Genomic DNA, 13,351 nt, shown 5'->3' on the forward strand with positions numbered 1-13,351 from the left:
AAAACTAACGCCAGCGGGTGGAGAGAACCACACCGAAGATGATGAAGGCGAACCCGATCAGCAGGTTCCAGTTCTGCAGGAGGATGATGCCGGGCGCGCGAGGCGCGACGTAGTAGACGGCGATCCACAGGACCCCGATGATCCAGGAGGCCACCATGACCGGCGCCAACCAGCGCGGGCTCATCTTGACCTGCTGGGAGGTCTGCGGAGGCGTGTAAACCGCCTTCTTACGGGTCTTGGGCTTGGGCACTGGGGCTCTCCTGCGTCAACCCTGCGCGGTCGGATCATGCGCAGGCCGTGTCAACTAGCGTAGTCGCTGGTGGCGAAGACCCGAGTAAGAATAGTCGGGACACCCATGTCATGGCGATCCCATAGCGTGCCATAACCGCGCAAACCTTGGTTCAACGCCGTGATTTCCTCCGGTTGTGATGGATTCGCCATCATTACCGTGGGCCCGTGAGAGCCATACTGCGGGTTTCCGGAGAAGTGAGCATGACCGCCGGGGTGGTCGTGTTGCTCTTCTGCGCGTACCTGCTGTGGGGGACGGGGTCCTACACGGCGCGGCGGCAGGCGGAGTTGCGCGAAGGCTTCCGTGCCGGTCTTCCCGCGCTCACGGCCCTGCCCGGGGCCCCGTCTGTGGTCCCGCCCGAGATCGGGGTCCGTCCCGTCCAGGAGCGGCTGCCCGCCTGGCTCAGGAAGGGGGACGCGCTGGCGCTGCTCAGGATCCCCCGGTTCGGCGCCGACTACGAGTACGCCGTCGTCGAGGGCGTCGGCTGGGACCAGCTGCGGACGGGGCCGGGGCACTACCCGGGAACCGCCCTACCCGGCGAAGTAGGAAATTTCGTGCTTTCTGGTCATCGAACCACTTATGCGGCGCCGTTCAACAGGCTCGGGGAACTGCGCCGGGGTGACGAGATCGTGGTCGAGACCCGGCAGGCCGGCTACACCTACAGGGTCACCGGCGAGCGCGTCGTCGACCCAGGACGGATGGACGTCATCGCCCCCGTCCCCGGCGCGCCGGGCCGCAGACCGACCAAGGCCGTGATCACGCTGTCCACCTGCCACCCGGAGTACTCCGCCGCCCAGCGGCTCATCGTCTCCGGCGAACTCGTCCGGCGCGAGGACCGCCGGGGATAGGACGACCGACATGTACGGCTGGCTCTGGCGTTCGCTTCCCGGCCCCCTCGCGGTCAGGGCGCTCACCCTCGTGGCGCTCGCGGCGGCGACGGCCGCCCTGCTGTGGTTCGTCGTCTTCCCCTGGGTCGAGCCCCGCCTGCTCCTCGACCCCGCCCTCCCGGACCGCTGAGCCGTACGGCACGGGCCCGCCGTACAGGGGGGGGGGCCGTACGGGGGCCGAGGAAAGGCCGGAGAAAACTCCGGCGAACCCGTGTAACGCTCACGATGCCCTGAACGACTAACCAGTGAGCCCTTCCGCCATCGCCCCCGAGTGGCGGAAGGGCTCTTCTCCTTTCCGGAGACGCCAACGATTTCCGGAGACGGGAACGCCCTCCGAAGGCGCGAACGAGTGAGGACCCCCGCCAGACGGCGGAGGCCCTCAGGGAAATCCCAGATCAGACGCTCAGCTCAGGTCTCCGTCGCCGGAGTTGTCGAAGATCGAGCCGTCGTCGGTCTCCGTCGGCTCAGGGTCGGGCTGCTGGTCGTCGGTGGGCTGCTCGTCGGGATAGTCGGTGGTCGGCTGCTCGGTCGGCTGCGGGGGCTGCCCGCTGGAGACGATCAGCGTGATCGTGGTGCCGGGGTTCAGCTTGGTGCCCGCCTCGGGAGCCTGGCTGAGGACGGTGCCCTCCGGCAGGTCGCTCGGCTGCTTGACCACCTTGGGCTTGAAGCCCGCGTCCTTGAGCATCCGGGTGGCGTCCTCGACCGTGAGGTTGGCCACGCCCGGCACCTCGACGGCCTCCTTGGGCACGTAGATCCGGACCGTGCTCTCCTTGGCCGCCTTCTCACCGGCCGCGGGGTCGGACTGGAACACCTTGCCCTGCGGACGGCTGGACACCTTGCTCTGCACGCTGACCTTGAAGCCCTTGTTCTCAAGCGCCGAGGTCGCCTCCTCGACGGTCATGTTGAGCACGTCGGGCACCTCGACCTTCTCGACGCCCTTGGAGACCTTCAGGGTGACCACGGTGTTCTTGTCGACCTCGGTGGTCGCGACCGGGTCGGTGTCGATGACCGTGTCCTTCGGCAACTTGTCGTCGAAGGTCTCCTCGATCTTCACCTGCAGCCCGAGGTCGGTCAGCGTCTTCTTCGCCGCGGCGACGGTCTGCGTGGCCAGCTCGGGGATCTTCACCTTCGTCGCGACGGTGTTGCCGCCCGGAGCGCTCAGGAACATGTAACCGACACCGATGAAGGCACCGATGATCAACAACGGGACCAGGATCCACGCCGCCGTCTTGACCGCGGTGTTGCCGCTCTGCTGGCGGCGACGGCCGCGCTCCGGCCTGCCGCCGTCCTGCTGGCCGTACTCGTAGGGAGGAACCGCGGTGGTGCGCTGGGTCGAGGGGCCCTCGGGCATCTGGGCCTGCTGCATGGTGCGGGTGGCCCCGCCGTAGCCGCCGGCGGCCATGGCCGTCGTCTGGGCGTCGGTCGGCATGCCTGACATGGCCCGCTGGATGTCGGCCCGCATCTCCGCCGCGCTCTGGTAACGCTGCGCCGGGTCCTTGGCCATCGACTTCAGCACGATGGCGTCGGCCCACGCGGGGATGTCGGGGTCGATCTGCGAGGGCGGGATCGGGTCCTCGCGCACGTGCTGGTAGGCGATCGCGACGGGGGAGTCACCGGTGAAGGGCGGCTGCCCGGTCAGCAGTTCGTACAGCACGCAGCCGGTCGAGTACAGGTCGCTGCGCGCGTCGACCCGCTCACCACGGGCCTGCTCCGGCGACAGGTACTGGGCGGTTCCGATGACCTGCGCGGTCTGCGTCATGGTCGCGGCCGAGTCGGCCATCGCACGGGCGATGCCGAAGTCCATGACCTTGACGTCGCCGTTGCGGGTGATCATGATGTTCGCCGGCTTGATGTCCCGGTGGACGATCCCGCCACGGTGGCTGTAGTCGAGCGCCCGCAGGATGCCGTCGACCAGTTCGGCCGCGCGCTCCGGCATCAACCGCCGGTCGGCGCGCAGCAGGTCGCGCAGCGTGCGGCCGTCGACATACTCCATCACGATGTACGGCACCGGCGCGCCGTCCGTCACGTCCTCACCCGTGTCGTAGACCGCGACGATGGACGGGTGGTTCAATGACGCGGCGGACTGCGCCTCGCGACGGAAACGGGCCTGGAAGATGTGATCCCTGGCCAGGTCCGCGCGAAGGGTCTTGATGGCGACGATCCGATCCAGCCGGATGTCTCGTGCGCGGTAGACCTCGGCCATGCCGCCACGCCCGACGACGCCGTCAAGCTCGTAGCGATCGCCGAGGCGTCGGGGCTGAGTCATTTCCTGCACTGTCCCTTACCGTTCATCTTGGGTGCCGCTGGCCTCTTGGGCCACCGGTGTCCATCATCGACCTGTTGCCACATCACGTCTCCCCGGTCGGCTCATTCGTTTCGCCGGTTGTGGGGCTGCTGCTCGGGGTGGGGCTGGATGTCACCGGCGGGCTCGTGGTGGGCGTCGGGGTCGGAGTGGACGGACTGGGGCTGGGCGATGGTGACGTCGTCGGCCGGACGCTCGGAGAGGCCGATGTGCTTACCGTAGCCGAAGGCGTGGGCGTAGTCCTGACCGACTTTGTCGGAGCCACCGGCGGTCTCGTCCACGCGGGCTTCGTTTTGCGTGGCTTGACGGCAGGGGTCCTGGTCACCGAGGCGGTCGTCGGAATGACCGGTTCCGGCGGGCCGGTGTGGCCCGCGGGGACCGTCGCATCCCTCACCACCAGGGTGCCGAGCCCGAAGGCGGCGGCGCATCCCGCGACCGCGGCGACGACCATCGTCGTGCGCCGCAGCGCCGTACGACGCCGGGAGACCCGGGTGATCTCCGGCGATGACGGTTGGGCGGGCTGGGACGGCGGGGTCGCGGGCGTCGCGTCGGGCAGGGGCGGGGTGACCGGCGTTGAGGAGATCTCTCTCGGCCACTCGCCCGCGGGCTCGGGACGCCACCCGGCCGGATCGGTGAGCATGGCCAGGTCGGAGGAGTCGGAGACCGCGCCGGCCGTCACGACGCCGCGCAGCGTCGTCGCCCGCTGGACCAGTTCGCCGGCGCTCTCCGGGCGCAGCGTCGGGTCCTTCTCCAGACACGCCATCACCAGGTCGCGCACCACCAGCGGAACGCTCAGCGGCAGCGGCGGCGGGGTGGCGTTGATGTGCATGAGCGCGACCGCCACCTGGGTGTCCGCGACGAACGGCGGCCTGCCCGCCAGGCACTCGTAGGCCACCACGCCCAGCGAGTAGATGTCGGTCGCGAAGGTCAGCGGCGAGCCTGAGGCCTGTTCCGGGCTGAGGTACTGGGCGGTGCCGAGCACCGTGCCGGTCAGGGTCACCGGCGCGGCCTCAAGAGCCCTGGCGATGCCGAAGTCGGTGATCTTGATCACGCCGGCCCCGGTGACGAGCAGGTTGCCGGGCTTGATGTCGCGGTGGATGATGCCCGCGTTGTGCGCGGCCCGCAGCCCCTTGGCGGTCTGGTGGATCACGTCGAGGGTGACCTCGGTTCCCACGGCGCCGTCACGGGCCAGGATGTTCGCCAGCGACTCTCCGGGCACCAGCTCCATGACGAGGTAGGCGACGTCCTCCGCCTCGCCGTAGTCGAAGACCTGCGCGATGGCCGGGTCGGCGAGCCGCGCCGCGAACCTGGCCTCCATCCTGAAGCGGTCACGGAAGGTCGAGTCGGAGGCCACGTGGCTGCGCAGCAGCTTGACCGCGACCTCCCGGCCGAGAAGTTCGTCCTTCGCCCGCCACACCTCGCCCATGCCGCCCGTAGCGATCCGCCCGAGCGGGCGGTATCGGCCTCCGAGCAGGGCGGTCATCTGCCCAGCACCGCTTCCATCACGCTCTTGGCGATCGGGGCGGCGGTGTGACCACCGGAGGCGTCGTCACCCGCGCTGCCCGACTCGACGATGAGCGCCAGGGCGACCTTGGGGTCCTCGGCGGGGGCGAAGGAGATGAACCACGCGTGCGGCGCCTTGCCCTTGGCGGTCTCGGCGGTGCCGGTCTTGCCCGCGACGGACACCCCGGGAATCTGCGCCGCGCTGGCGGTGCCGTTGCTGACGACGCTGACCATCATCTCCGTGAGCTTGTTCGCGTTCTCCTCGCTCATCGCGGTGGACAGCTTGTCGGGGTCGGCCGAGTCGATCTCGCCGCCCTCGGCGTCGGCGACCTTGTTGACGAGGTACGGCTTCATGACCACGCCGTCGTTGGCGATGCCCGCCGCGACCATGGCCATCTGCAGCGGCGTCATCTGGTTGCTGCGCTGGCCGATCGAGGTCTGGGCCAGGGCGGCCAGGTCCTCCTCGGGGCCGATCCCGCTGCCCGCGACGTCCATCGGGATCTTCAGCGGCTCGCCGCCGATGCCGAACTTCTCGGCCTGCTCCTTCATCGCGTCGTAGCCCAGGCTCATCGCGATCTTGGCGAACGGGGTGTTGCAGGAGCGTTCGAGGGCGAAGGTCAGCGTCACCCGCCCTGAGCCGCACGCGGCGCCGCCGTAGTTGGGCAGGTCGGCGCTGGTGTTGGGCAGGTCGAGCACCTGCGGGGCGTCCACCTGCGTCTGCGGGCCGACACTGTCGTCGCTGGCGAGGTAGGCCGCCAGGGTGACCACCTTGAAGGTCGAGCCCGGCGGGTAGCTGCGCTCGATCGCCCGGTCGACCAACGGCTGGTCGTCGTCCTTGGCAAGCTTGTCGTAGGCCTTGTTGACGCTGCTCTTGTCCGGCTTGGCCAGCGGGTTGGGGTCGTAGCTGGGGACCGAGACCATCGCGAGGATCGCGCCGGTCTTCGGCTCGATCGCGACCAGGGCGCCCTTCTTGCCGCTGGCGCTCAGCGCCTGGTAGGCCGCCTCCTGCGCCCTGGGGTTGATCGTCAGGTCGACGTTGGCGCCCTTGGTCTGCTTGGCGGTGATCAGATCGAGGCCGCGCCTGATCAGCAGGTCGGGGCTTGAGCCGTTGAGCAGAGTGTTCTCCGCGGCCTCCATGTCGCGCTCGCTCTCCGGGGCGAAGAACCCGGTGATGGGCGCGTAGATCTTGCCCTCGGGGTAGCGCCGCTGGAAGCGGAAGTCGCGGCTGCCGGTGTCGACGGACTCGGCGAGGACCTTGTTACCCGCGGTGATCCGGCCCCGCTCGACCTCGTAACGGGCCAGGAAGTTACGGGTGTTGCGCGCGTCGGAGCGCAGTCCGTCGGCCCGTACGGCCTGCAGGTAGTTCACGTTGAGCATGAGCAGGCCGAACATCACCAGGCAGGCCACGGCAACGCGCTTGAGGGGAGCGTTCATCGCTGGAACACCTGCGTCATTCCTTCGTCCTGGATGGCCTGGGGCGGGGGCTTCCTGGCACTGTCCGACATGCGTACCAGCAACGCGATAAGGATCCAGTTAGCCAGCAGCGCCGAACCACCCTGGGACATGAAGGGGGTGACCAGTCCGGTCAGCGGGATCAGGTTGGTCACGCCGCCGACGATGATGAAGACCTGCCAGGCCAGCACGAACGAAAGACCGCCGGCCAGCAGCTTGGAGAACGGGTCGCGGGCCGCGAGTGAGGTGCGCAGGCCCCGCTCGACGATCAACGCGTAGATCATCAGCAACGCCATCAGACCGGTCAGGCCGAGCTCCTCCCCGAGAGCGGGGAAGATGAAGTCGGAGATGGCCAGCGGGATCAGCTTGGGGTGCCCCTGGCCGAGCCCGGTGCCGGTGATGCCGCCGGTGGCCATGCTGAACAGACCCTGCAGGAGCTGTGCGCTGCCGCCCGCCTTGTCGTAGAGGGCGGGGTCGTAGGGGTCCAGGTAGACGGTGAAGCGGTCCTGCACGTGGCTGAAGAGCATCCCGGCCAGGATCGCCCCGCCGACGAAGAGCAGGATGCCGATCAGCACCCACGAGGTGCGCTGGGTGGCGATGTAGAGCATCGCGATGAAGGCGCCGAAGATCAACAGTGAGGAGCCGAGGTCGCGCTGCATGATCAGCACGCCGAGGCTGAGTGCCCAGGTGATGAGGATCGGGCCGAGGTCGCGGGCACGGGGCAGGTCGATGAACAGCAGCCGCCGCCCGGCCAGTGCCAGTACGTCCCGCTTGGCGACGAGGTAGCCAGCGAAGAAGACGATCAGAGCGAGCTTGGCGAACTCGGAGGGCTGGAGCTGGACCACACCGGGGATGCCGACCCAGATCCGCGCGCCGTTCGTCGAGATGCCGACGAACGGCAGCAGCGGTGAGATCAGCAGGACGAGGCCGACGGCTCCGGCGGTGTAGGTCAATCGTTGCAGGGCGCGGTGGTCGCGCAGCACGATCAGCGTCACGGAGAACATGACGACCCCGACGGCCGTCCACATCAGCTGGGTCGTGGCCGAGGCGCCGAACGCCTTCGACTGCTCCAGGCGGTAGATCATCACCAGGCCGAGCCCGTTGACCACGGTCACCAGCGGCAGGATCAAGGGGTCGGCCCAGGGGGCGAACTTCGCCATCACGAGGTAGGCGGCCAGCATGAATCCGCCGAGGCCGAGGCCGTAGGTGAGCATGCCCGCGGGAACCCGGCCGTCGATGGCCAGGCCCACGTTGGCGTAGGCGCCCATCACGATCACGACCGCGAAGGCGAGCATCACCAGCTGGGCCACTCGCCGTTTGGCGGGCAGGGGGACGAGCTCGACGCTTGGGGTGCTCATATATCTACTTTGTCGGGTCCGGGGTGGGAGTGCCGCTCGACTGGGGGGTCTGCTTGTCCTTCCCGGTCGCCTTCGGGGTGGGTTCGGGCTTCTGGGAGGGCGTCGAGGACTTCAGCTCCGCGATCTTCTTCAGGCCCGCGTCGACGCTGGGGACGGGGATGCCGTCGCGTACCTGGCCCTGCTGGAACGCGCCAAGGGTTGAGATCGACTCCGTGGTGCTCCGGGCGACGTCGAAGAGCTGGAAGGGGCCGAGGTTGGTTTTCACGCCTTGGAAAACCACGATCTCGTCACCTTTAGCCCCCACGAAATATTGATCTTCAAGCCATTGTGTCCCGAAATACCACCCTAGGCTGCCGCCGACGAGGACGACGCCGCCCACCGAGGCCAGAAGCGGCCACAGACGGCGGCGCCTGACCGGCCGCGCCGCCGCCCTGGCGACGGGTTCGTCGAACTCGTCGTCGGTGATGACCGGCTGCGGCATGGTGACGACGCCCGCGTGGCCCACGTGGCCGGCGGGGACGTCCGAAGGGGAGGGCTGCCTGATGGACCCGGCGGCACCGACGACCGCCGCGTCGACGGGCAGGGCTGTCCCCTCGTCGACGTCGAGCACGTCGGCGAGCACGCAGGTGATGTTGTCGGGACCACCTCCCCGGTTGGCCAGGTCGATGAGCGCGCGGACCGCGGCCTCGGGGTCGTCGATCGTGGACAGCGCCTGGTGCAGCGTCTCGGCGTTCACCACCCCGGACAGGCCGTCGGAGCACAGCAGGTAGCGGTCGCCGATCTGGGCCTCGCGCAGGGACAGGTCGGGCTCGACCTCGCCGCTGCCGTCGAGCGCCCGCAGCAGGATCGACCGCTGGGGATGGGTGGCGGCCTCCTCCTGGGTGATCCGGCCGTCGTCGACCAGCGACTGCACGAGAGTGTGGTCGTGGGTGATCTGGTACAGCTCGCCGGAGCGCAGCAGATAGGCGCGTGAGTCGCCGACGTGGACCAGTGCCACCCTCGTGCCGGACCACAGCATGGCGGTCAGTGTGGTGCCCATGCCTTTGAGGCTGGGGTCACCGCCGACCATCTGGTGGAGCCTGCGATTGGCGTCCCTGACCGCCGCCTCGATGGCGCCGAGCAGGTCGACACCCTGGGTGTCCTCGTCGAGGGAGGACATCGCGGCGATGGCGACCGAGCTGGCCACCTCGCCGTGCGCGTGGCCGCCCATGCCGTCGGCGACGGCGAGCAGTCGGCCGCTTGCGTACGCCGAGTCCTCGTTGCCTTCACGCAGGAGGCCGACGTCCGAGCGGGCGGCGTAACGGAGTGCGATGGTCATTTGCGCAATTCGATGACGGTCTTACCGATGCGGATCGGAACACCGAGCGGCACCGGAGTCGGACGGGTGACTTTGGAGCGGTCGAGGTATGTTCCGTTGGTAGAACCGAGATCTTCCACGATCCACTGACCGTCCTGGGGGAAGAGCCGGGCGTGCCGGCTGGAGGCGTAGTCGTCGCTGACCACCAGTGTGGCGTCGGTCGCCCTGCCGATGGTGATCGGAGTCTCCGACAGGGTGATGGTCGTGCCCTGCAGGGGGCCGCCGGTGACGACCATCTGCCGGGGCTCCCCCTTTCTGGGCTTGGCGACGACGGGCTTGACGGCCTTGGGGGCCTTGCGGGCGGGGATCGGCGCACCGGCGCGTGATCCGAACAAGTCTGTCCGGATCACACCTACCGCGGCGATCACGAAGAACCACAGCACCGCCAGGAACGCGAGGCGGATCAGTAGCAGCGTGAGCTCGGACATGAACCGTCTGTTTACCTTTAATCGCGCCGGAAAACCAGAGTCGTCCGCCCCAGCGTCACGCGAGTGCCGTTCTGGAGCTCGACCCGGCGCACCGGCTGGCCGTTGACGAAGGTGCCGTTCGTCGAGCCCAGATCGACGAGCACGACCTGCGGCCCCTCGACCCGAAGCTCGGCGTGGTGCCGGGAGACCCCGGGGTCGACCAGCCGCAGATCGCAGTCGGTGCCCCTGCCGAGCAGGGTCACCGGGGTCGTCAGGTCGAAGGAGCGCTGGCCCTGCGGGTCGTCCTGGGTGGAGACCAGCAGACGGGGGCGTCCGTTGAAGGCGTGGGGCCGGGCGGGGGGCACGTCGCTCACCGGCTGGCGGATCTCGTCCTGCTCGACCGTCGCCCCGCGGATCACCCCGGAGCGGATGCGGAACAGGCCGACGGCCAGGTCCTCGGCCGTCTCGAACCGGACCCGCACGGGGCCGACGAAGGAATAGCCCTGTTCCTTGGCGTACTCCCTGGCGAGGTTGGCCAGTTCGTGGCTGATGCTGTCGGCGTAGACGTCGAGGCGCTCACTGTCGGTCGTCGACAGCTCGACCACGAAGTCGTTCGGCACGAGGGTCCTGCCCTGTGCGACGATCGCCGCCCGTTCGTCCATCTCCCGCTGGACCGCGCTGGCCACCTCGACCGGTTGAAGGTCGGATTTGAACGCCCGCGCAAAGGCCCCCTCAACCAGACCTTCGAGCCTCCGCTCGAAGCGCTGAAGGACTCCCACCGGGTCCCTCCCTTCTTCCGTCTATGTAGGTCACGGCCGCCCGGGGCTGTCCCTCGCTCTCTCGCGCCCCTGCTGCTCGCTCGCGTCTAGGAGGATCGTATCCGGGTTCGTGGGTATCGGCTGATCCGTGCTAATGTTTCAGCGCACCCAACAAGGGCGGGTGGCGGAACGGCAGACGCGCACGGTTCAGGTCCGTGTGTCCGAAAGGACGTGAGGGTTCAAATCCCTCCTCGCCCACTCGATCAAGACCCCGGTCGCGAAAGCGCCGGGGTCTTTTCGTTGCCTCTGGGGTGCTGTCGCGCATCGGGACCGTCCGAAGGGTGGCGGTTACGGGCTGGTCGGTGATCAAACTAGTCGTTCGCTTCCTCGTGGAGAAGTCCCGGTCACTCGAATATGTAGCACCCTGCCCTTTCCGGGCCCTTTCCATCCGCTTTCGACCTGCTTGCAGGCGTCCGCGCGGTGAGGCCGATTACGCTGACAGAGAAACGGGCCGGTGGGAGGACGTCTCCCACCGGCCCGAGCGCTCCAAAGATCTACCGTGCGGCCAGCACCCGCATGTCCAGTAGCTCGCCGAGCAGGTCGGTGAGGCTGACCATGCCGGCCACCTTCTCCCCGTCGGTCACCAGGCCCACGTGGGCGTGGGCCTCCTGCAGGGCGGAGACCGCCTCGGGGATCGTGGTGTCCCGGCCGAGGAGGGGCACCGGGCGGGCCAGCTCCGCGGGGGAGGCCTCAGGGCGGACCAGGGCGTCCCTGACGTGCAGCACGCCCAGGACCTCGCCGGGCCGTTCGGAGGTCACCAGCAGGCGCAGGTGCCCGCTCTCCGCGGCGACCTCGCGGACCTGCTCGCCGGTGGCGTCCCCGGGGACGCACGCCACCCGCGCCAGGGGCAGCGCCAGCCGTTCGATGGGCTGCTGGTGCACCCGCAGGGCCCGGGTGAGCAGGTCGTGCTCGGCGCGGTCGAGCAGGCCCATCCGGCCCGACTCACCGACCAGCATCGCCAGCTGGACCGGGGTCCTGGTGGTGGCCAGCTCGTCCCTCGGGCGCACGCCGAACAGGCCGAGCACCCCGTTGGTCAGGCCGTTGAGCCCGGCCAGCACCGGGCGGACCACCCGGGTGAAGGCGCGGAACGGCAGGGCCAGGCCGATCGCCGCGATCTCGGGGTGGGTCAGCGCCCACGACTTGGGGGCCATCTCGCCGACCACCATGTGCAGGAAGGTGATCACCGCGAGCGCGATCACCAGCGAGATGGGCACCTGCAGCGACTCGGGCACGCCGATCGCCCCGAAGACCGGTTCGAGCAGGTGCTCGACGGCGGGCTCGGTCACCATGCCCAGGCCCAGGGAGCACAGCGTGATGCCCAGCTGTGCCCCGGCCAGCATCAGGGACAGCTCCCTGCCCCCTCGTACGGCGGCGCGGGCGGCCACGCGGGTCATCCTGCCGCCCCTGCCCGCGAGCTCCTCAAGACGGTGCCTGCGGGCCGAGATGACCGCGAACTCGGCGGCCACGAAGAAGGCGTTGCCGATCAACAGCGCGACGCCGAGCAGTAGGGCTCCGGTCGTGCTCATCGGTCGTTCACCGCCTGCCTGCGCTCGTTGGGCCGGGGTACGGCCAAGGCGTGTTCCCTGCCTTCTGAGGAGTCTTCGGCTAAGTCGGCCCGCTCGGGAGCGGGGAAGGCCAGCCGTACCCACTCGGGGACCCTGCGGTGCACCGAGAGCACGGTGAGGGTGGCCTCGGCCTCCTGCTCGCCGTCGTCGTCGAGCGGGTCGCTCTCCAGGGCCAGGGTGACGGTGACCCGGTCTCCGGGCTCGGCCATCCTGCCCAGGGTGGCCAGGACCAGGCCCGCGACGGTGTCGTAGTCGTCGCTCTCGGGCAGCGAGAGCCTGGTCGCGCGTTCGATCTCGTCGAGTCTGAGCGTGCCGGGCAGGTCCCAGGTGCCGTCGTCGTTGGCGACGACCCCCGCGGGCTCCGGGTCGTTCTCGTCGACCAGTTCGCCGACCAGTTCCTCGGCGAGGTCCTCGACGGTGACGACTCCCGCGAGCCCGCCGTACTCGTCGATGACGCAGGCCAGGTCGTCCATGGCGGTGCGCATGCGTTCGAGCACGATCGGCAGCGGCAGCGAGTCGGGGACCAGCAGGGCCGGGCGGGTGACGAGCTCGATCGGGCCGTCGGTCACGCCGGACTTCAGCAGTTCCCTGACGCCGGTGACCCCGGCGACCTCCTCGCCGTTGTCGTGGCGCAGCACCGGGTAACGGGAGTGGCCGTGTTCGGCGACGGCGTCGAGCAGGTCGGAGATGGGACGCTCGGCGCGCAGCAGCACAAGCCTGGGCCGCGGCACCATGACGTCCTCAGCGGTGCGGTCGCCGAACTCCAGCGCCCGTTCGAGCAGGTCGGAAAGGCGCGGCGGCAGGGCGCCCGAGGTCGCGGACTCGGAGATGATCCGTGACAGTTCCTCCGGGCTGGCGCCGTGCTCGACCTCCTCGATCGGCTCGACGCCGACCTTGCGCAGCAGGCCGGTCGCGGCCGAGTCGAACAGCCGGATCACCGGACCGGCGATCCTGAGGTAGACGAGCGTCGAGCGGGCGAGGAACTTGGCGACGGGCTCGGGCCGGGCGATGCCGAGGTTCTTCGGGGCGAGTTCGCCGAAGACCATCTGAATGATCGTCGCCACGGCGACCGCCAGTGCGATCGCCACGCCGGGCACGGCGGCCGAGGGCACCCCGGCCCCTTCAAGAGGGGGGCGCAACACGGTCGCGATGGCCGGTTCCGAGATGAAGCCGACCAGCAGCGCGGTCACGGTGATGCCGAGCTGCGCGCCGGAGAGCATGAAGGACAGGCGTCCCGTCACCGTGAGCGCGCGCTCGGCCGCGGCGTCGCCGGCGTCGGCCTGCTCACGCAGAACGCCCCGGTCGGCGGCGACGAAGGCGAACTCCTGGGCGACGAAGTAACCGGTCGCGAGAGTGAGGAGCAGTACGGCCAGCAGGCCGAGAACCGTGTTCACCGGGTCCTTCCCCCGGCTG

The 13,351-nt window shown here is 69.3% G+C and carries 12 protein-coding genes and 1 tRNA gene; 3 read left to right on the forward strand and 10 right to left on the reverse strand.

All coding sequences use genetic code 11. The features are described from left to right. Positions 1–4: 4 nt before the first annotated feature. Positions 5–250, reverse strand: coding sequence for a cell division protein CrgA (locus tag ACFYY8_RS26640; RefSeq protein ID WP_352013511.1), 246 nt, complete (start codon positions 248–250; stop codon positions 5–7). A 206-nt stretch (positions 251–456) separates the two neighbouring features. Here ACFYY8_RS26640 and ACFYY8_RS26645 point away from each other — a divergent pair, with 206 nt between their 5' ends. Further along, positions 457–1,137, forward strand: a complete 681-nt coding sequence (locus ACFYY8_RS26645; RefSeq protein ID WP_390045403.1) for a class E sortase — start codon at positions 457–459, stop codon at positions 1,135–1,137. 10 nt (positions 1,138–1,147) lie between these two features. Then, positions 1,148–1,306 (forward strand): hypothetical protein, encoded by a 159-nt coding sequence (locus ACFYY8_RS26650; protein WP_390045405.1) that lies wholly within the window; start codon positions 1,148–1,150, stop codon positions 1,304–1,306. 273 nt (positions 1,307–1,579) lie between these two features. Here the strand turns inward: ACFYY8_RS26650 and pknB are convergent, their stop codons facing one another. The 7 genes from pknB to ACFYY8_RS26685 form a co-directional block, all read right to left on the reverse strand. Then, complete coding sequence (gene pknB, locus ACFYY8_RS26655; RefSeq protein ID WP_390045407.1) at positions 1,580–3,442, reverse strand: Stk1 family PASTA domain-containing Ser/Thr kinase; 1,863 nt, start codon at positions 3,440–3,442, stop codon at positions 1,580–1,582. An 82-nt stretch (positions 3,443–3,524) separates the two neighbouring features. After that, on the reverse strand, positions 3,525–4,961 hold the full coding sequence (locus ACFYY8_RS26660; protein ID WP_390045409.1) for a protein kinase: 1,437 nt from the start codon (positions 4,959–4,961) through the stop codon (positions 3,525–3,527). Continuing rightward, a complete protein-coding gene (locus ACFYY8_RS26665; protein ID WP_390045411.1) occupies positions 4,958–6,415 on the reverse strand; it encodes a peptidoglycan D,D-transpeptidase FtsI family protein in 1,458 nt (485 codons plus the stop codon). Before ACFYY8_RS26665 ends, ACFYY8_RS26660 begins: the two co-directional genes overlap by 4 nt. After that, on the reverse strand, positions 6,412–7,791 hold the full coding sequence (locus ACFYY8_RS26670) for an FtsW/RodA/SpoVE family cell cycle protein (protein WP_390045413.1): 1,380 nt from the start codon (positions 7,789–7,791) through the stop codon (positions 6,412–6,414). Before ACFYY8_RS26670 ends, ACFYY8_RS26665 begins: the two co-directional genes overlap by 4 nt. 4 nt (positions 7,792–7,795) lie before the next feature. Then, positions 7,796–9,109, reverse strand: coding sequence for a Stp1/IreP family PP2C-type Ser/Thr phosphatase (locus tag ACFYY8_RS26675; RefSeq protein ID WP_390045415.1), 1,314 nt, complete (start codon positions 9,107–9,109; stop codon positions 7,796–7,798). After that, on the reverse strand, positions 9,106–9,576 hold the full coding sequence (locus ACFYY8_RS26680) for an FHA domain-containing protein (protein ID WP_390045417.1): 471 nt from the start codon (positions 9,574–9,576) through the stop codon (positions 9,106–9,108). Before ACFYY8_RS26680 ends, ACFYY8_RS26675 begins: the two co-directional genes overlap by 4 nt. Before the next feature lie 17 nt (positions 9,577–9,593). Continuing rightward, positions 9,594–10,334 carry a DUF3662 and FHA domain-containing protein gene (locus tag ACFYY8_RS26685; RefSeq protein WP_352013502.1) on the reverse strand — a complete coding sequence of 247 codons (741 nt, stop codon included), beginning with the start codon at positions 10,332–10,334 and terminating at the stop codon, positions 9,594–9,596. Positions 10,335–10,488: 154 nt separating this feature from the next. Here ACFYY8_RS26685 and ACFYY8_RS26690 point away from each other — a divergent pair. Beyond that, positions 10,489–10,571: transfer RNA gene (locus ACFYY8_RS26690), tRNA-Leu, on the forward strand. A gap of 296 nt (positions 10,572–10,867) precedes the next feature. On the opposite strand, the gene ACFYY8_RS26695 is transcribed toward ACFYY8_RS26690, so the two are convergent. Both ACFYY8_RS26695 and ACFYY8_RS26700 read right to left on the reverse strand, forming a co-directional pair. Continuing rightward, positions 10,868–11,899 carry a hemolysin family protein gene (locus tag ACFYY8_RS26695; RefSeq protein ID WP_352013501.1) on the reverse strand — a complete coding sequence of 344 codons (1,032 nt, stop codon included), beginning with the start codon at positions 11,897–11,899 and terminating at the stop codon, positions 10,868–10,870. Further along, positions 11,896–13,332 (reverse strand): hemolysin family protein, encoded by a 1,437-nt coding sequence (locus ACFYY8_RS26700; protein WP_390045420.1) that lies wholly within the window; start codon positions 13,330–13,332, stop codon positions 11,896–11,898. The genes ACFYY8_RS26695 and ACFYY8_RS26700 overlap by 4 nt, the downstream gene beginning before the upstream one ends. Between the last annotated feature and the right edge of the window lie 19 nt (positions 13,333–13,351).

It is taken from the genome of Streptosporangium sp. NPDC001559 (assembly GCF_042893955.1).
In the GTDB taxonomy this organism is placed as follows: domain Bacteria; phylum Actinomycetota; class Actinomycetes; order Streptosporangiales; family Streptosporangiaceae; genus Streptosporangium.